Genomic DNA, 18,800 nt, shown 5'->3' on the forward strand with positions numbered 1-18,800 from the left:
CGCAGTGTCAATTGCCACCGGCCGAGGGGTGTTCCTGTCGCCGGGGCAGGGATGATTCCCGTGATCACGCTGTCACGCAGAGCAACCGGGAAGTAGGCGACCATCGTGCGCGGCCCATAGCCTCGGCTCGTCTGGAAACACCGGACGAGGACCCGGACGCCATCGGCGTCCGTCTTCCCTGGGGAGAGCCCATGGCAGGCCTGTGGCGCAGCCTCCGCGCGCAGCTCATGACGCCGGACACCGCCGAGACGACGATGAGCCGGCGTGGATTCCACGTCAAGGACGAGCCCACCCGGCACCGGCTGGAGTCCGTCGGCGTCAGCTTCCTCACCGGCTTCCGGGCCGCGGTCGAGGCCCGCGACGACGCCGACATCGGCCGCCTTGACCTGATCGAGCGACAGTTCCGAGGCTTCGCCTATGAGGGCGCCGCCATGGGGTACGCGATCCTGGACGGTGTCGCCCCCGGCGGTGGGCGTACCAACCGGTTCCTGACCGGAGCCGGCGCCCCCCACATCTACATGGCCTACGTCGGGATCGGATGGGCGTACGCCAAGCTTCCCCGGTGGCGCTGGTCGGCCGTTGCGGCGCCGGACCCGCTGCTGCGCTGGCTGGTGCTCGACGGCCTCGGCTTCCACCGTGCCTACTTCGAGACCGACCGGTTCGTCCGCCGCCAGGAGGTCGCCCCGGTGCCCTGGCCGCCGGACGTGCCCGGCGACTACCCCCAGCGCGCGATCGACCAGGGCATCGGCCGGGCCAGCTGGTTCGTCGCCGGCGCCGATCCCGACGTCGCGGCGCAGCTCGTCGAGCGCTTCGACCCGGCCCGCCACGGCGACCTGTGGAGTGGCCTCGGTCTGGCCGCCACCTATGCCGGCGGAGCCGACCCCGACGACCTGAAGAAGTTGTCCGTCCACGCCGGCCGGTACCGCCCGCAACTGGCCCAGGGCTCGGCCTTCGCCGCGCAGGCACGGCTGCGCGCCGGCCTGGTCACCGAGCACACCCCCCTGGCCACCGACGTCTTCTGCGGATGCACGCCCGAGGAGGCGGCGGTGATCACCGAGCGGGAGCGGGACAACCTTCCGCCGGACGGCACCGAACCGGCCTACGAGCTGTGGCGACAGCGGATCCAGGCGCACTTCGTCTGAGCGACGACGCGGCCGGAGAGGGTGGACGCGGTGGAGCCGACGGCGGCGACGTACGGCGCGATGCCCCACACCGTGGCGTTCGCCGCGCGGTTCACCCGCGCGGTGCTCGTCCACGACCCCGGTCGGCTGCTGGTCACCACGGCCACCCTCGGCCCCGGCGAGGAACCCTGCCTCGACGAGCCGGGAAACCCCACCTCACCCCTGCTACCCGCCGCCTACGTCCTGGAGGCGCTCGCGCAGGCCTGGGCCGCGCTCACCGGCCATCGGGGCCCACCGGTGTTCGAGTCCGTCGAGTTCGGTGAACCACTCGCGGCCCGCGAGGGCGTCGTACAACTCCGGCTCACCGCGGCGGCCGAGCCACAGGCGGGCACCGCCGTGGTCACGCTGCGCGGTGAGCACCGGGGCCGGCAGGTGACCTACGCGTACGCCCGGCTCCGGCATCCGGGAGCCGGCCGGTCCGACGTCGCGGCCCGGCCGGTCGTCCGTCCGGCGGCCACCGTGCCGGTTCCGACCGCGCTACCGGTCGCGCCCGCGGGCCCGGCGGGGGACCGACCGCCCGGCGCGTGGTTCGCCGGACGCTCAGCTCACCGGCTGCGCTACCGGGAGATCACCGCGTCGGGCTGCCTGGTGGAGCTGACCGGGGACGGCACGGCGGGATCGCTCGCCGCGGTCGCGGGCCCGCTGGTGCTCGGTGACCCCGGCGCGCGGGACGCCTTCCTGCGCGCCCTGCGGCCCTGGGCACCCGACACGGTGCTGCAACCGCTGGGCGTCGACCGGATCTGGCTGGCCGGCATCGGCCCCTACGAACAGGTCACGCTGCGCGCCGTACGGCGGGTTCAGGACGACGAGGTGCACCGGTTCGACCTCGAGACGCGGGCCGGCGGGCGGATCGTGGAGCGCTGGACCGGGCTGCGGCTGCGACTGCTGCCCGTCCGCCGGGCACCCGGTCCGTGGCCGGCGCAGGTGCTCGGGCCGTACCTGCACCGCCGGCTCGCCGGCCTGGTCTCCCGCGACGTGGCCACGGTGCTGGAGCCGGGCCTGCGCCGTGGGTGGCGCCGACAGCACACCGCCCTGGCCGTGTCCCGGCTGCTCGGCGACGGTACGACGGTGCGCTACCGCCGCGACGGTCGACCGGAGGTCGGCGGCGGCTGGTGGGTCTCGGCCGCACACGGCGCCGGGCACACCCTCGCGGTGGCCGCCCGCACCCCGGTGGGCTGCGATCTCGAACCGGTGGTGCGGCGCGAGCCCGCCGAGTGGCGACAGCTGCTCGGCGCGCACCTCGCCCTGGCCGAACTGATCGTCGCCGAGACCGGCGAGTCACCGCACCGGGCCGGGACCCGGGTCTGGTCGGCGCTGGAGTCACTGCACAAAGTCGGCGTCACCGCGTTCACCCCGCTCACCTACAACCAGGACACCACCGACGGCTGGGTGCTGCTCACCGCGGGCGGCTGGCGGGTCGCCACCTGTGCCGTAGGGCTGCGCGGCGGACCGGACGAACTGGTGGTGGCGGTGGCGTCCGCAAACTGACACCGCATCGACCCGCCCCGGCCGGCGCTGGCCCGGACAACCCACACCACCGCCCGGCACTGGCCCGGCGCATTGTCACGCCCGCGCCATTCCCATAACGCGACAGTCCTTTGTGGACGTGGACAGCATAACGCGAGATGTCGATGCGGCGATCTCCGTACACCATTGGTGTACGCCAGGCTGAATGAATGTCGCGGGGGTGTCGGGAGCCTTCGATAGGCACCTGAAATTGCCCGCGGTCGCCGGTTCGCGCCCTGCGTTTCCTGTCAATTCGAGTTGAGCGTCTGAGGTGATGCCCGTGCCCGCGGCAATGGAAACCAACCAGGGGCGGACGATGGTGCTGGAGGCGTACGCCGACACGATTCTGCCGGGCGAGAAGCGGTGGCCGGGGGACCGGGCCGTGGCCGGGGTCTCGTCCGGCGGCGGTGCGGTCGCCGCCGGCGCGTTGCTGGTGCTCCGCTCCGTCGAGGGCGGCATGGCCCCGGCGCTGGACGCGCTGGCCGACGGTATCGAGGAGCACGCCCGAGCCTACGCCGCCGAGACCGAGATTGAGCTGGACCCGGAGGTCCCGGCGTTCGTCTCGCTCGACTACCCGGACCGGATCCGCCTGGTACAGCGGCTGACCGACCCCACGCACCCCGAACGGGAGGCGTGGATCAGCCTCGCCATGTTCAGTGTCATCGCCTTCGACGCCGCCGCGCACTCCAACACCGTGGAGGCGCTCGCCGCCGGCCACGTCGGCCTGAACATCATCGGCTTCCGGCCGCCCGACTCCGACGGACTGTGGCGGTTCGACACCTACAGCTACGGCCGGCAACTGGCCCAGCCGCACCCTGACACCACGCCCTCCGGGAGCCCCGCATGACGAGTTCCGAGAGCACCGACGTCCTCGTGATCGGTAGCGGCTTCGGCGGCGCGATCACCGCCTACCACCTCGCCGCCGGTGGTGCCCGGGTGGTCGTGCTGGAGCGCGGCCCATGGCTGTCCGGTGAGGACTTCGAGCACGACTTCAAGTTCGGCTCGTCCTCGACGCGCGTCTTCGACTTCGTCATCGGCGACGGGATGAGCGTGCTCAGCGGCAACTGCGTGGGTGGCGGCAGCGTCGTCTACTTCGCCGCGATGCCCCGTGCGCCCCGGTTCGTCTTCGAGCGGCAGGGCAGCATCGGCCGGCGCATGTGGCCGACCACGATCTCCCGGGACACGCTCGAACCCTGGTACGACCGGGTCGCCGAGGCGTTGCCGATCACCCAGACGAGCTGGGAGAGCGTGCCGTACTCCGGCGGGCTGTTCGGTGCCGCCTGCGACCACGCCGGGCGCACCGCGAACCCGGTCCCGGCGGCGCTGGACCAGGCCAAGTGCACCAACTGCAACTGGATGATGGCCGGCTGCCGGTTCGACGCCAAGCGCTCGCTGCTGCTCAACTACCTGCCCGCCGCACTGGCGCACGGCGCACAGATCCGTCCGCTGCACGAGGTGCAGCACCTCACCCGCACCGACGACGGTGGCTACCGGGTGCACTACACCGTCCTGGACGACGTCGACTACCGCGTCGAGGTGGGCAGCGGCACGATCGACGCGAAGATCGTCGTACTGGCGGCCGGAGCCGGGGCCACGCCGGTGATCCTCCAGCGCTCGGAGCCGACCCTCGGCCCGATGCCGCACGCCGTCGGCCGGTACTTCTCCGGCAACGGGGAACGGCTCAACACGGCCATCTTCGACGAGGAGCGCATCCGTGACGTGCTCGGTCTGAGCCGGCCGGACGGGGTGCCCTACGAGGCGTACCAGATCGGCAAGGGGCCCTGCGTGGCCACCTGGGACCGGCTGGACGGGTCGCTGCCCGAGTACGAGCGGTACTCGCTGGAGCAGCTCTACTTCCCGCCCGGCTTCGGCACCATCCTGGCCCAGGTGCCCGACGCCCTCGGGCCGACGTGGTTCGGCGCGGAGAAGAAGGAACTACTGCGTAGCTGGCAGTCCTGGCTGACCATCTTCACGATGAGCGAGGACGACAACGAGGGTGTGTTCGGGCCACCGCCGCCCAGCGGCAACGCGATGCGGTTGTCCCAACAGATGCTGGCCCGGGGCGCGCTGCGCTACGAGCCGACCGAGAACACCCTGCGTGGCTGGGCGCTGTCCGACGCGGAGGTGCGCGACATCCTCGAACGCGACGGGCTGTCCCGGGTGATGCCGTGGACCAACGACGTGGTGGGGGCGTACACGGTGCACCCGCTGGCCTCCTGCCGCATCGGCGACGACCCGGCCACCTCGGCGCTGGACGACCGGCACGAACTGCGTGACCACCCCGGCATCTTCGTCACCGACGGCTCGGCGGTGCCGGGAGGGCTGACCGTCAACCCGGCCATGACGATCGCCGCGCTGGCCGAGCGGGCGGTGCCCGGCATCGTCGCGGCGGCGCGGGCCCGTGGGGTGGACGTCCGCTACGGCGCTCCCGCCCCGGACGGAGGCACGAGCAGCCGCGACGCCGTGCTGCCGCTGGTACGCGGCGCGCTGCAACGGTGAGTGGCCTGTACGCCAGGGTGGCCCGGCGTCCCTCCCGGGGGCACGTACGCCGGGTCACCCCGGTGCCCATCGAGCGAGCCGACGGCCTCGTCGCCGAGGTGTACCAGCAGGTGGAGCGGGACTTCGGCATGCTCGCCCCACCGGTGAGCCTGCACTCACCCGCACCGCAGGTGCTGGCCGCGTGCTGGATCGTGCTGCGCGAGACGCTGGTCGCCGCCGGCCGGGTGGACCGGGCCACCCGGGAGGCGGTGGCCGCCGCCGTCTCGACGGCCAACTCGTGCCCGTACTGCGTGGAGGTGCACTCGGCCACGATGGCGGGTCTGCTCCGGTCGACCACCGACCCGGCCGCCGACGCCCGCCGGGTCCAGGTGGCGCAGTGGGCCCGGGCGGGCACGGACCGGGCGCAGGCCCGGGACGCCGTACCGCCGGTCGCCGCCGCCGAGGCGGTCGAGCTGCTCGGTGTGGCCCTGGTCTTCCACTACCTCAACCGGATGGTGAACGTCTTCCTCGACCCGTCACCGCTGCCGGCCAGCCTGCCGTCGCCGATGCGCGGCGGCGTCCGCCGGATCTTCGGTGCCCTGATGGCCCGGGGGGCGCGCGGCGACCGCCCGGCCGGTACCGCCCAGCAGCTGCTACCGGCCGCGCCGGTGGCGCCGGATCTGGCCTGGAGCACCGGTCGTCCCGTGCTGGCCGACGCCCTCGCCCGGGGCGGGGCGGCGATCGACACCGCCGGCCGGCGGTCGGTGCCCGCCGCCGTACGCGAACTGGTCACCGCCCGGCTCGACGACTGGGACGGCCGACCGCCGGGGATCAGCCGGGCCTGGGTCGGCGAGGCGCTGCGTGACCTGCCTGCCGCCGACCACCCGGCGGCGCGCCTCGCGCTGCTCACCGCGTTCGCCTCCTACCAGGTCGATGACCAGGTGGTAGCCGGTGTCCGCGCCACCGGGGCCGATGACCGGGCGCTGGTGGAGCTGACCGCCTGGGCCAGCATGGCCGCCGCCCGTCGGGTGGCGGCCTGGGTCCCGCTCGATCCGACCTCACCGGCAACCTCGTGACCGCCGAGCCATCGACGGGCATGCTGTCCGGTACGACTCCGTCCGAGGAGGAACCACGATGTCCACCGTCATGGGCTCGTTGCGCCGGCTGGCGCTGGCACCGGCGCTGAGCGAGGTCGGCTTCGCCCGCCGGGGCTTCCCAGGGCCGTCGTCGCCGGCCACCGCGCGACTGGAGGCGATTCCGCGGGCGGTGGTCTGCGGCTTCGAATGGGGGATCGACTGCCGCGACCTCGCCGAGGTGCAACAGCGGGTCGAGCTGGTCGACGAGGGCATGCGCGGCTTCGCCTACGAGGGCGTCACGATGGCCTTCACCGTGCTGGACGCGATGGGTGGCGGCCGGCGTCGGCGCACCCGTGAGCTGCTGGTCGGCCCGGGCGCCCCGCACCTGTTCCTGGCCTACATCGGCATCGGCTTCGCGATGGCCCGGCTGCCCCGACCGCTCTGGCGCAAGGTGGTGCCGGAACTGGAGCCGGGCCCGTTCCACCCGACGATGACCTGGCTGGCCGTGGACGGGTACGGCTTCGACCTGGCCTACTTCGACGTCCGTAAGTGGGTCGACGAGCAGCGGGTGCCCGCGCCGTACGACTGGCAGGGGCACCCGGCCTACTTCGGCCGGGCGGTGGATCAGGGCATCGGCCGGGCCCTGTGGTTCATCCACGGCGCCCGGGTCCGCGACGTCGACGCCGCCGTGCGGCGGTTCGCCCCGGAACGCCGAGCGGACCTGTTCAGCGGCGTCGGGCTGGCCGCCACCTTCGCCGGTGGGTGCGGTGAGGCCGACCTCGCCACGCTGCGCCGCGAGGCCGGCGGGTACGCCTCGGAGCTGGCGCTGGGCAGCGTGTTCGCGCTGCGGGCACGGGTGCACGCGGGCTTCGTGCCGGCGCACTCGGCGGTGGCCGCGGCGGCGCTGGCCGGGCTGTCCGTGTCGGCGGCGGTCGCGTTGGCCGACGACACCGCGCCGGCCCCCGGCGACGACGGCACCGTCCCACCGTACGAGACGTGGCGGGTCAACATCCGTCGGCATTTTGACCGTACGGCGGCCGCCGCGACGGAGTAATGCCCAACATTGCCGCGTCTTTCCCAGTCCTTTTTGGGGACTCAGTTCCGGGGATTGGGAAGCATATCTTTATGTGTCATCAATTCGATGGACGGCAATGCTCGGCAATTTTCGAGTAGCCCGGGTTTCTGGCCTCCTGTGAGGATCTGCTGACACGTCCCCCGAATGGTGGGGCGGCACCCAGCGGTCCGATCCGAGCCTTTTCGCGGCGGGACATCCGGTGTGCCGACCGCCAGCCGGACGGGCGGGAGCCACCGGCGATGCGTGTGGCCGAACGGCCTGTGGCCGGACCGGCCCAGGCCGGTAGTCCACCACGACGCGCGGTGGAGTCGCCACCGACGAGTCCGTCACCAACGGGAGGTCTTGAGTTCATGTCAGTGACGATTGGCTTGCTGCGCCGGCAGTTGGCCGGAATCATCGGCCTCGCACTCGTGGTCGGGATGTTCTTCGCCGTCCGATTGCCCAGCGCCTCGGCGACGGAGCGGACGGAGCTGGCATCTCGGTACGCGTTCGAGCCCATGGGCATCGCGCTGCCCTCCGGCCAGGTCCAGCAGACCGTGCGCAAGGTGAACCAGGCCTACACCCACATCGACGCCTGGATCTCCTCAGTGGGCGCCGGCATCGCGATGAACGACCTGGACGGTGACGGCCTGGCCAACGACCTGTGCCTCACCGACCCGCGCACCGACCAGACGATCATCACCCCGACACCGGGTCTCGGCGAGCACCGGTACCAGGCGTTCGCGCTGGACGCCGCCCCGTTGCCGATCAGCCGGATCACCGCCCCGATGGGCTGTGCGCCGGGTGACTTCAACGAGGACGGCCGGATGGACCTGCTGGTCTACTACTGGGCCCGGACCCCGATCCTGTTCCTCAACAACGGCGGTGCGCTCGCCCTCGGCAACGCCGCCTTCCGCCCCGTCGAGCTGGTGCCCGGCGTCGGTGTCGACGAGTACAGCGGCCCGCTGTGGAACACCAACGCGGTGGCGATCGACGACTTCGACGGCGACGGCCACGTGGACATCTACGTCGGCAACTACTTCCCGCACAGCCCGGTCCTCGACGACACCGTCGACGGCGGCGTGGAGATGAACGACTCGATGTCCTACGGCCTCAACGGCGGCGAGGACTACGTCTTCCGGTGGACCGGCGGCACCGGTGGCGCCGAACCCACCGCCACCTTCCAGCGGGTGGACAACGTGATCCCGCGCAGCGCCTCCAAGGGCTGGGCGCTGGCCGCTGCCGCCGCCGACCTCGACGGCGACCTGCTGCCCGAGCTGTACCTGGCCCACGACTTCGGCCCCGACCGGTTGCTCTACAACCGCTCCACCCCGGGCAACATCGAGTTCGCCCTGGTCGAGGGGGTCCGAACGGCGACCATCCCGAAGTCGAAGGTGCTCGGCCGGGACTCGTTCAAGGGGATGGGCGCCGACTTCGGCGACATCGACGGCGACGGCCTGTACGACCTCTTCGTCAGCAACATCACCACCCCCTTCGGCATCCAGGAGAGCAACTACACGTTCATGAACACCGCCGCCGACCAGAGCGAGGTCAAGACCGCGTTCAGCAGCGGCAAGGCACCCTTCCGGGACCGTAGCGCCGACCTCGGCCTGGCCTGGTCGGGCTGGGGCTGGGACGTCAAGATGGCCGACTTCGACAACGGCGGCCGGCTCGCCATCGCCCAGGCCACCGGCTTCGTCCGGGGCGAGGTCAACCGGTGGCCCCAGCTACAGGAACTGGCCACCACCAACGACACCCTGGTACGCCACCCGGCCTGGTGGCCGAACGTGCGCGCCGGCGACGACCTGGGCGGCAGCCAGCGCCTGCACTTCTTCGTCCGGGGCGAGGACGGCCGGTACGTCAACATCGCCCCCGAGCTCGGCCTCGACATTCCGCTGCCCACCCGAGGTATCGCCACCGGTGACGCCGACGGCGACGGCCGGCTCGACATGGCGGTGGCCCGGCAGTGGGCCGAACCGATCTTCTACCGCAACACCAGCCCGGACCCCGGCGCCTTCCTGGGCCTGCGGCTGACCCACGAGACCGCCGACCCGGCCGGCACCGGCTCCCCGGCGGTGGGCGCCCAGGTCATGGTCACCACCCCCGACGGGCGCAAGTTCGTCTCCCGGGTCGACGGCGGCGGCGGGCACTCCGGCAAGCGCAGCAACGAGGTGCACATCGGTCTCGGTGCCGACGTCACCGGTCCGCTGCAGGTCACCCTCTGCTGGCGCGACCGCACCGGGCAGATCCGTAAGCAGGACCTTCAACTGACCCCGGGCTGGCACGACGTGCAGCTCGGCTCGCAGGCCAACGAGAGGTAAACGGAGATGGCCGACACCAAGACCAGCCCCGTCCGACACGACGCCAAGACCACGACGGCGCTGCGCCGCTTCGCGATCTCGATCACGATCTTCAACATCGTCGGTTACGTCTACCTCGGTTTCGAGCAGCCCTGGCTGTGGCCGTTCATCGCGCTCGCCACCGGCTACACGGTGGAGATCGTGCTGGAGATCATCGGTGCCCGGGCCGAGGGCCGCGCGCCGCGCTTCCTCGGCGACGGACGACGCGGATTCATCGAGTTCCTCTTCCCGGCGCACATCACCTCGCTGGCCGTCAACATGCTGACCTACGTCAACGACCGGGTCTGGGTGATGATGTTCGGGGTCACCGTGGCGATCGCCGCGAAGTGGATCCTGCGGGCTCCGGTCCGGGGCCGACTGCGGCACTACATGAACCCGTCGAACTTCGGCATCGCGATGATCCTGATCCTCTTCCCGTGGGCCAGCATCGCCCCGCCGTACCACTTCACCGAGCACACTCCGGCGTTGGGCGACTGGCTGGTCCCGGCGATCATTCTCACCGCCGGGACGATGCTCAACGCCAAGCTCACCGGCCGGACGTGGCTGATCATGGGCTGGCTCTCCGCGTTCGTGCTCCAGGCGGTCGTTCGTGGCGTGATCCTCGACATCTCCATCCTGGGCGCCCTGGGCATGATGACCAGCGTGGCGTTCGTGCTGTTCACGAACTACATGATCACCGACCCGGGTACCAGCCCCTCCAGCCCAGCCTCCCAGATCGCCTTCGGCGCCGGGGTGGCCACCCTCTACGGCGTGATCACCGGTATGGGCATCGCGTACGGCCTCTTCTTCGCCACCGCCACCGTCTGCCTCGTCCGGGGCATGTTCCTGTGGGCGCTGCACATCTCCAACAAGGTCCGCGAGCAGCGGGAAGCCGCCGCCGCAACAGCGACCACCGACGGGGTGCCGGCCCCGGTGGCCGCCACCACCGACGCCCTCGCCGCGGGCCCCAACTCGCACAAGGAGGCGGTGCCGGCATGAGCAAGATAGCCATCGTCGGCCTGGCATGCCGATATCCCGACGCCGCCTCTCCCGGGGAACTGTGGGAGAACGTGGTCACCGGCCGGCGGGCCTTCCGCCGCCTGCCGGACGAGCGGATGCGGCTGGCCGACTACTGGGATGCCGACCGAAGCGTTCCGGACCGGTTCTACGCCCGCAACGCCGCCGTCATCGAAGGGTACGAGTTCGACCGGCAGAAGTACCGCATCGCCGGCAGCACGTACCGCTCCACCGACCTGACGCACTGGCTGGCGCTGGACACCGCCGCCCGCGCCCTCGGCGACGCCGGCTTCCCGATGGGGGCGGAACTGCCCCGCGAGCGGACCGGCGTGGTGGTCGGCAACACCCTCACCGGCGAGTTCGCCCGGGCCAACGTGCTGCGCCTGCGCTGGCCGTACGTCCGGCGGACGGTCGGTGCGGCCCTGCGCGAACAGGGCTGGGACGACGACCAGCTCGCCGACTTCCTCGGCACCCTGGAACAGCGGTACAAGGCACCGTTCCCGGTGATCGACGAGGACACCCTGGCCGGCGGCCTGTCCAACACCATCGCCGGCCGGATCTGCAACTACTTCGACCTCAAGGGCGGCGGCTACACCGTCGACGGCGCCTGCTCCTCCTCACTGCTGTCGGTGCTCACCGCCTGCCGCAGCCTGGTAGAGGGCGAACTGGACGTCGCGGTCGCCGGCGGCGTCGACCTGTCGATCGACCCGTTCGAGATCATCGGTTTCGCCAAGACCGGCGCCCTGGCCCGCGGCGAGATGAAGGTCTACGACCGGGGCTCCAACGGCTTCTGGCCCGGCGAGGGCTGCGGCATGGTCGTCCTGATGCGCCACGAGGACGCGGTGGCGCAGGGCCGGCGGATCTACGCCTCGGTCGCCGGCTGGGGAATGTCCTCCGACGGCAAGGGCGGCATCACCCGGCCGGAGGAGGACGGCTACCGGCTGGCGCTGGCGCGGGCGTACGCCCGCGCCGGCTTCGGCATCGAGACCGTGACCATGTTCGAGGGGCACGGCACCGGCACCGAGGTCGGCGACGCGACGGAACTGCGGGCGCTGACCGAGGCACGGCGGGTCGCCGGCGCCGCCGGCACCCCGGCCGCGATCAGCTCGATCAAGGCGATGATCGGGCACACCAAGGCGGCGGCGGGAGTCGCCGGCCTACTCAAGGCGGTCCTGGCGGTGCACCACCAGATGCTGCCGCCCACCGTCGGCTGCGAGGAGCCACACGAGGTGCTCACCTCGGCCGAGGCGAAGCTGCGGGTACTGCCCACCGCCGAGCCGTGGCCGGCCGACGCCCAACTGCGCGCCGGAATCACCGCCATGGGCTTCGGCGGCATCAACACCCACCTCGTGGTGCAGGGCGAGGACGGCGTCCGCCGCTCGCCGGACGCCCGGACCCGGACGATCGCCGCCCGGGCACAGAACGTCGAGTTGCTCGTCCTGGACGCCGACACTCCGGCCGAACTGGCCGAGCGGGTCCACGCCCTGGCCGAGCAGGTGATCCGGCTCTCCTACGCCCAACTCGGTGACCTGGCCGCCAGCCGGTACGCCGAACTGGGTGACCGGCCGTACCGGGCCGCGGTGGTGGCCCGGTCACCGGAGGACGCCGAACGTCAGCTGCTGCGGGTGCACGCCGCCCTCCAGGCCGGCGAGAACCGGTTGTACGCCGCGGACGGCCGGGCCTTCCTCGGTCACGTACGCGGCGCCGCCCGAGTCGGGTTCCTCTTCCCCGGCCAGGGCACCGGCCGGGGCCGGCCGGCCGAGGCGCTGCGTCGCCGGTTCACCCAGGCCGACCGGATCGTCACCGAGGCGGCGCTGCCCACCGGTGACGTGGTGGCCACCGAGGTCGCCCAACCGCGCATCGTCACCGGATCGGTCGCCGGGCTCAGCGTGCTTGCCGCGCTCGGCATCGAGGCGGACGTCGCCGTCGGGCACAGCCTCGGTGAGCTGACCGCGCTGCACTGGGCCGGGGCGATGGACCTGCCATCGGTGCTGCGGATGGCCGCCGCCCGGGGACGGACCATGGCCGAACACGGCCGCCCCGGCGGGGCCATGGCCGGCATCCCGGCCGACCCGGAGACCGCACGCCGGCTGCTCACCGGCGAACCGGTGGTCATCGGCGGCTACAACAGCCAGCGCCAGACGGTGGTCTCCGGCCCGGTCGACGCCGTCGACCGGGTGCTGGAACGAGCCGAGGTGGCCGGCGTCGCCGGCAAGCGCCTGCGGGTCTCGCACGCCTTCCACTCGCCGCTGGTCGCCGAGGCGGGTGAGGCATTCGGCGGGTACCTCGCCGGTGAACGGTTCGACCCGCTGCAACGGCAGGTGGTCTCCACCGTGACCGGCACCGTACTGGCACCGGATGCCGACCTGACCGTCCTGCTGCGCAACCAGATCACCGAACCGGTGCTGTTCGCACAGGCCATCGCGTTGGCCGCCAAGGAGGTGGACCTGTTCGTCGAGGTCGGCCCCGGGCGGATCCTGTCCGACCTCGGCCGTACCGACGTGTCGGTGCCGACGGTGGCGCTCGACACCGACGACGAGACGCTGGCCAGCGTGCTACGGGTCGTCGCGGCGGCGTACGTCGTCGGGGCCGCCCGGGTGCATCCGCAGCTCTTCGACGGCCGACTGGCCCGGCCGCTCAAGGACGTCGAGGAGTTCAGCTTCTTCGCCAGCCCGTGCGAGACCGACTCGGACGTGGTGCTGCCCGACTCGCCGCAGCGGGTCGCCGAGGCGGAGGCGGCGGTCGGCACCGCGCCCACCGGGGAACCGGCGGCGCTGGTGCTGCGCCAGCTCGTCGCCGCCCGGGCGGAACTGCCGCTGGAAATGGTCGGCGAGGACAGCCGGCTCCTGGACGACCTGCACCTGAGTTCGATCACGGTCAGCCAGGTGGTGAACCAGGCCGCACAGCGGCTCGGCGTACCTCCGTCGCGGCTGCCCACCAACGTGGCCACGGCCACCGTACGAGAGGTCGCCGAGGCGCTGGAGGCGCTGGTCGGTACCGGACTCGCCGAGGACCTGACGCAGCCCGCGTCGGTGCCCGGAGTGGACACCTTCATCCGGGCGTTCGCGGTCGACCTGACCGAGGCGCCCACCCCACTGCCCGGCCCGGCCGAGGCGAACGCCGCCTGGCAACTGTTCGGTGGCCACACCGACCCGCGCGCCGAGCAGGTACGGCAGGCACTGGCCGGCGGTGGGGTCGGCGGCGGCGTACTGGTCTGGCTGCCGGCGGACTGCACCCCGGAGCAACTCGAACCGGCGTTGCAGGGCGCCCGGGCGGCGCTGACCGGCGGGGCGGGCGACCGCTTCGTGCTGGTGCAGTACGGCCTGGGCGCCAGCGGCCTGGCCCGGACCCTACGGTTGGAGGACCCCCGGATCCGGACCACGGTGGTGCACCTGCCACCGACCCTGGACGTCGCCGACCGGGTGCTGGCCGAGGTCGCCTCGACCGAGACCTACCACGAGGTCCACTACGACATCACCGGCGCCCGCCGTACGCAGACCCTCCGGGCCCTGCCGATCGAGGCGGGCCGCGCCGAACCGACCCTCGGCGCGGGCGACGTGCTGCTGGTCACCGGCGGCGGCAAGGGCATCACCGCGGAGTGCGCGCTGGCCCTGGCCGCCGACGCCGGGGCCAAGCTCGCCGTGCTGGGACGTTCCGAGTTGACCGCCGACGCGGAGCTGACGGCCAACCTGGAGCGTTTCGCCGCCGCCGGCGTGCAGGTCCGGTACCTGCGAGCCGACGTCACCGATCCGGTCGCGGTGCGGGCCGCGGTGGACGAGGCCCAGCGCCTGCTCGGCCCGGTGACCGGGGTACTGCACGGTGCCGGGCGCAACGAACCGGCAGCGTTGACCTCGCTGGGCATGGACGGCTTCCACGGTGCCCTGGCACCCAAGGTCGGCGGTCTCGCCGCGGTCCTGGACGCGGTCGACACCGGGCGGCTGAAGCTGCTGGTCACCTTCGGCAGCATCATCGGCCGGGCCGGACTGCGGGGCGAGGCCCACTACGCCACCGCGAACGACCGGCTCGCCGAACAGACCCGCCGCTTCGGCGCCGCCCACCCGCACTGCCGCTCGATCTGCCTGGAGTGGTCGGTCTGGTCGGGCGTCGGCATGGGGGAGCGGCTCTCCGTCGTCGAGTCACTGACCCGCGACGGCATCACCCCGATCACGCCCGACCAGGGCGTGGCGGTGCTGCGCCGGCTGATCGCCGACCCGGACACCCCGTCCGTGGTGGTGGTCAGCGGTCGGGCCGACGGCCTGGACACGCTGCGCTTCGAGGAGCCGGAGCTGCCACTGCTGCGGTTCGTGGACCGGCCGCAGGTGCGCTACCACGGCGTGGAATTGGTCACCGACGTCGAACTGACCGCCGGCAGCGACCTGTACCTGCCCGACCACCTGCTCGACGGGAACCTGCTCTTCCCGGCGGTCATGGGCATGGAGGCGATGGCACAGGCGGCCATGGCCGTCACCGGCCGCGCCGAGGTGCCGGTCATCGAGCAGGCCCGCTTCGCCCGGCCGATCGTGGTGCCACCGCACGGCAGCGCGACCATCCGGATCGCGGCCCTGGTGACCGCCGACGACACGGTACGGGCCGTGATCCGCACCGCGGACACCGGATTCGCCGCCGACCACTTCGAGGCGTCACTGCGGTTCGCAGAGGGTCCGGTGCCGGCCGGCCCACCGGAGCAGGTCGCCGACGACCTGCCACCGGTGCCGCTGGACCCGGCCCGGGACCTGTACGGCGACACCCTGTTCCAGGGCGCACGTTTCCAACGACTACGTGGTTTCCATCGGGCCGCCGCCCGCGACGTCGACGCCGACGTGGTCACCGTGCCGGAGACCGACTGGTTCAGCGCCTACCTGCCGGACACCCTGGTGCTCGGCGACCCCGGGGTCCGGGACGCGCTGATGCACGGCAACCAGGTCTGCGTACCGGACGCCACGCTGCTGCCGGTGGCGATCGAGCGGCTCTACCCGGCCGGGCCCCGGATGGGCACCGGCGAACCGCTGCGCTACTGCGCCACCGAGCGGGAGCGCGACGGTGACACCTACGTCTACGACATCGCACTGCGCACCAGCACCGGCGAGATAGTCGAGCGGTGGGAGGGCCTGCAACTGCGGGCGGTACGCAAGAAGGACGGCCGGGGACCGTGGGTGGCGCCGCTGCTCGGCTCCTACCTGGAGCGCACCCTGGGCGACCTGATCGGCGCCTCGATCGCGGTGGCGGTGGAACCGGGCGCCGACGACCAACCCGCGCTGGCGGTCGGCCGGGCCCTCGGGCACGCCGTCGACCTGCGGTACGCCCCGGACGGGCGGCCGGAAAAGGTCGGCGAGCGGCTCGTCGCGGTCTCCCACGGCGCCGGGCTCAGCCTCGCCGTGGCGGCCCGCACCCAGGTCGGCTGTGACGTCCGGCCGGTGTCGGCCCCGCCGAGCGGCGGCTGGGCGGCGGTCCTGGGCCGGCACGAGGTGCTGCTCGACCAGGTGGTCAACGGCTTCGGTGCCGACCCGGAAACCGCCGGGACGCAGATCGAGGCGGTGCTGACCTGCCTGCGCGAGGTGGGCCTACCGGAACAGGCACCAGTGGCCCTGACCCCGGTGCAGCGCGCCGGATGGCTGGTCTTCGCCGCCGGCACGACGCGGGTGGCGACCTTCGCCACCACGGTGGGCGACGGGGCCACGCCGATCGTGTTCACCGTCCGCACCGACGGAGGGTTCTGAGGTGGAGGACTACTACGAATACCGGCACACGGTCGGCTTCGAGGAGACCAACCTGGTCGGGAACGTCTACTACGTCAACTACCTGCGCTGGCAGGGACGGTGCCGGGAGATGTTCCTGTACGACAAGGCGAACGACGTCCTCGCCGACCTGCGCAGCGACCTGAAACTGTTCACGTTGAAGGTGGACTGCGAGTTCTTCGCGGAGATCACCGCCTTCGACCAACTGGCCATCCGGATGCGGCTGATCGAACTGGCACAGACGCAGGTCGAGTTCAGCTTCGACTACGTCCGGCTGCATCCCGACGGCGAGGTGCTGGTCGCCCGGGGCCGGCAACGGGTCGCCTGCATGCGGGGACCGAACAACCGCACCAGCCCGGCCCGGGTGCCGGAGTCGCTGGCCCGGGCTCTGGCGCCCTACCGGGTGCGGGCGCGGGCGGCGTAGCGATCCCACGGGAGGTACACGTGAACGTACAGCCAGAGCCCACCGTCGAACCGTCCGATCCGGTCCAGCTGCGCCGCGCGTTCGGCATGTTCGCCACGGGAGTCACCGTGGTGACCGTGGGCGGCGACTGTCCACACGGGATGACCGCCAATTCGTTCACGTCGGTCTCCCTGGAACCGCCCCTGGTACTCGTCTGCGTCGACCAGCAGGCCATCATGCACCGCAGCCTGATCGAGTGCGGCCAGTTCGGGATCTCCGTACTGGCCGCACACCAGGAGCCGGTGGCCCGGCACTTCGCCAACCGGCGGCGCCCCCTGGGCGCCGCCCAGTTCGACGCCGTCGACTGGGTGCCGGGCCAGGTCACCGGTGCACCGCTGATCACCGGCGCGCTGGCACACTTCGAGTGCGAACTGTGGCGCTCCTACGAGGGCGGCGACCACAGCATCTTCGTGGGCAACCTGCTGTCGGTGCGCCGGGAGCCGGAGGCCGACGGGGTGCTGTTCGTACGCGGCCGGTTCCGGCAGCTCGACCGCGACACAGCCGAGCTGGCCGACGGCGTACCGGCGTGGCAGGCCGCCGCCCGAGGCGGGGTGACCGGATGACCACGACGGAGTCGCACCGCGTCCCGGCGGGGCCGACCGGAGCGGCCATGCTGCGGACGCTCTGGCAACTCGCCCGGGACCGGCTCGGCATGATGCGCACGGCGGCCGACTACGGCGACGCCGTCCGGCTCGGGCCCCGGTTCAAGACCCTCTACTTCTTCAACCACCCGGACCACGCCAAACACGTGCTGGCCGACAACAGCCAGAACTACCACAAGGGAGTCGGACTGGCCCAGGCCCGCCGGGCCCTGGGCGACGGCCTGCTCACCAGCGAGGGTGAGCTGTGGCGCAAGCAGCGGCGGGTGATCCAGCCGGCGTTCCAGGCCAAGCGGATCGCCGCGCAGGCCGACGTGGTCGTCGAGGAGGCCGCCAGGCTGGTGAACCGGCTGCGGGCGCACCGCGACGGCGCGCCGGTCGACATCGTCAAGGAGATGACCGGTCTCACCCTCGGCGTGCTCGGCCGCACCCTGCTCGACAGCGATCTGAGCGGGCACCGCTCGGTGGGGCACACCTTCGAGGTCATGCAGGACCAGGCGATGTTCGAGATGGTCACCATGGGTTCCGTACCGACCTGGCTGCCGCTGCCCCACCAGCTGCGCTTCCGGCGGGCCCGGCGGGAGATGCAACGAGTGGTCGACGCGCTGGTCGCCGAGCGCCGGGCCCGTGGTGAGGGGGGCGACGACGCGCTGTCCCGGCTGATCGTCTCGACCGGGCAGGAGACCGACCCCCGGGTGGGACGGCTGCGGATGCGCGACGAGTTGGTCACCCTGCTGCTCGCCGGGCACGAGACGACGGCCAGCACGCTGGGCTGGACGTTCCATCTGCTCGATCGGCATCCGCAGGTGTGGGAGCGGGTCCGCGCCGAGGCGGTCGAGGTGCTCGGCGACCGGCTGCCGGTGCACGAGGACCTGGCCCGGCTCCGGTTCACCGCCCAGGTGATCAACGAGGCGATGCGGCTCTACCCGCCGGTGTGGATGCTCTCCCGGATCGCCCAGGAGCCCGACGAGATCGGCGGCTACCGGGTGCCGGCCGGCGCGGACGTGCTGATCTGCCCGTACACCCTGCACCGCCACCCGGACTTCTGGGACGACCCGGACCGGTTCGACCCGGACCGCTTCGACCCCGCCCGCCCGAGTAGCCGCCCCCGCTACGCCTACGTGCCGTTCGGCGCGGGGCCGCGGTTCTGCGTGGGCAACCACCTGGGACTCATGGAGGCGACCTTTGTGACCGCCATGGTGGTGCGGGAACTGCGGCTGACCGGAGACCCGGCACGCCAGGTGGTACCCGAGCCGATGCTCTCCCTGCGGATCAGAGGGGGACTGCCGATGCGGGTCACGGCGGTCTCCTCGGCGACGGTGTGAGCGGCGACCAGATGGTCGCGGCCGAGG

Annotated in this window: 12 protein-coding genes; all 12 read left to right on the top strand. The window is 72.3% G+C overall.

Translation table 11 applies throughout. From position 1 onward, the window contains the following. Positions 1 to 191: 191 nt before the first annotated feature. The 12 genes from E0H26_RS14060 (at position 192) to E0H26_RS14115 (ending at position 18,773) form a co-directional block, all read left to right on the top strand. A complete protein-coding gene (locus E0H26_RS14060; protein WP_131304061.1) occupies positions 192 to 1,142 on the top strand; it encodes a DUF1702 family protein in 951 nt (316 codons plus the stop codon). A gap of 30 nt (positions 1,143 to 1,172) precedes the next feature. After that, positions 1,173 to 2,669 (top strand): polyketide synthase dehydratase domain-containing protein, encoded by a 1,497-nt coding sequence (locus E0H26_RS14065; RefSeq protein ID WP_131304062.1) that lies wholly within the window; start codon positions 1,173 to 1,175, stop codon positions 2,667 to 2,669. A 334-nt stretch (positions 2,670 to 3,003) separates the two neighbouring features. Then, positions 3,004 to 3,534 (top strand): DUF5987 family protein, encoded by a 531-nt coding sequence (locus E0H26_RS14070; RefSeq protein ID WP_131304224.1) that lies wholly within the window; start codon positions 3,004 to 3,006, stop codon positions 3,532 to 3,534. Continuing rightward, positions 3,531 to 5,186, top strand: a complete 1,656-nt coding sequence (locus E0H26_RS14075; RefSeq protein ID WP_131304063.1) for an FAD-dependent oxidoreductase — start codon at positions 3,531 to 3,533, stop codon at positions 5,184 to 5,186. The genes E0H26_RS14070 and E0H26_RS14075 overlap by 4 nt, the downstream gene beginning before the upstream one ends. Next, positions 5,183 to 6,241 (top strand): carboxymuconolactone decarboxylase family protein, encoded by a 1,059-nt coding sequence (locus E0H26_RS14080; RefSeq protein WP_131304064.1) that lies wholly within the window; start codon positions 5,183 to 5,185, stop codon positions 6,239 to 6,241. Before E0H26_RS14075 ends, E0H26_RS14080 begins: the two co-directional genes overlap by 4 nt. Positions 6,242 to 6,299: 58 nt before the next feature. After that, positions 6,300 to 7,295: a DUF1702 family protein gene (locus tag E0H26_RS14085; protein ID WP_131304065.1), complete on the top strand. Its 996-nt coding sequence runs from the start codon at positions 6,300 to 6,302 to the stop codon at positions 7,293 to 7,295. 371 nt (positions 7,296 to 7,666) lie between these two features. After that, positions 7,667 to 9,616 (top strand): CRTAC1 family protein, encoded by a 1,950-nt coding sequence (locus E0H26_RS14090; RefSeq protein WP_131304066.1) that lies wholly within the window; start codon positions 7,667 to 7,669, stop codon positions 9,614 to 9,616. 6 nt (positions 9,617 to 9,622) lie between these two features. Next, a complete protein-coding gene (locus E0H26_RS14095; protein WP_131304067.1) occupies positions 9,623 to 10,633 on the top strand; it encodes an RnfABCDGE type electron transport complex subunit D in 1,011 nt (336 codons plus the stop codon). Next, on the top strand, positions 10,630 to 16,368 hold the full coding sequence (locus E0H26_RS14100) for a type I polyketide synthase (RefSeq protein ID WP_131304068.1): 5,739 nt from the start codon (positions 10,630 to 10,632) through the stop codon (positions 16,366 to 16,368). The genes E0H26_RS14095 and E0H26_RS14100 overlap by 4 nt, the downstream gene beginning before the upstream one ends. A 1-nt stretch (position 16,369) precedes the next feature. Next, the gene (locus E0H26_RS14105) at positions 16,370 to 16,810 is read left to right on the top strand and encodes an acyl-CoA thioesterase (protein ID WP_131304069.1); all 441 of its coding nucleotides are present in this window, start codon (positions 16,370 to 16,372) and stop codon (positions 16,808 to 16,810) included. A gap of 20 nt (positions 16,811 to 16,830) precedes the next feature. Beyond that, positions 16,831 to 17,412: a flavin reductase family protein gene (locus E0H26_RS14110; protein ID WP_420812842.1), complete on the top strand. Its 582-nt coding sequence runs from the start codon at positions 16,831 to 16,833 to the stop codon at positions 17,410 to 17,412. Continuing rightward, complete coding sequence (locus E0H26_RS14115; RefSeq protein WP_131304070.1) at positions 17,409 to 18,773, top strand: cytochrome P450; 1,365 nt, start codon at positions 17,409 to 17,411, stop codon at positions 18,771 to 18,773. The genes E0H26_RS14110 and E0H26_RS14115 overlap by 4 nt, the downstream gene beginning before the upstream one ends. The last annotated feature ends 27 nt before the right edge of the window (positions 18,774 to 18,800 follow it).

Source organism: Micromonospora zingiberis (assembly GCF_004331455.1).
In the GTDB taxonomy this organism is placed as follows: Bacteria; Actinomycetota; Actinomycetes; order Mycobacteriales; family Micromonosporaceae; genus Micromonospora; species Micromonospora zingiberis.

Coding starts and splice junctions, on each gene's coding strand:
- E0H26_RS14060 (WP_131304061.1), top strand. CDS start 192: ATGGCAGGCCTGTGGCGCAGCCTCCGCGCGCAGCTCATGACGCCGGAC.
- E0H26_RS14070 (WP_131304224.1), top strand. CDS start 3,004: ATGGTGCTGGAGGCGTACGCCGACACGATTCTGCCGGGCGAGAAGCGG.
- E0H26_RS14075 (WP_131304063.1), top strand. CDS start 3,531: ATGACGAGTTCCGAGAGCACCGACGTCCTCGTGATCGGTAGCGGCTTC.
- E0H26_RS14085 (WP_131304065.1), top strand. CDS start 6,300: ATGTCCACCGTCATGGGCTCGTTGCGCCGGCTGGCGCTGGCACCGGCG.
- E0H26_RS14090 (WP_131304066.1), top strand. CDS start 7,667: ATGTCAGTGACGATTGGCTTGCTGCGCCGGCAGTTGGCCGGAATCATC.
- E0H26_RS14095 (WP_131304067.1), top strand. CDS start 9,623: ATGGCCGACACCAAGACCAGCCCCGTCCGACACGACGCCAAGACCACG.
- E0H26_RS14100 (WP_131304068.1), top strand. CDS start 10,630: ATGAGCAAGATAGCCATCGTCGGCCTGGCATGCCGATATCCCGACGCC.
- E0H26_RS14115 (WP_131304070.1), top strand. CDS start 17,409: ATGACCACGACGGAGTCGCACCGCGTCCCGGCGGGGCCGACCGGAGCG.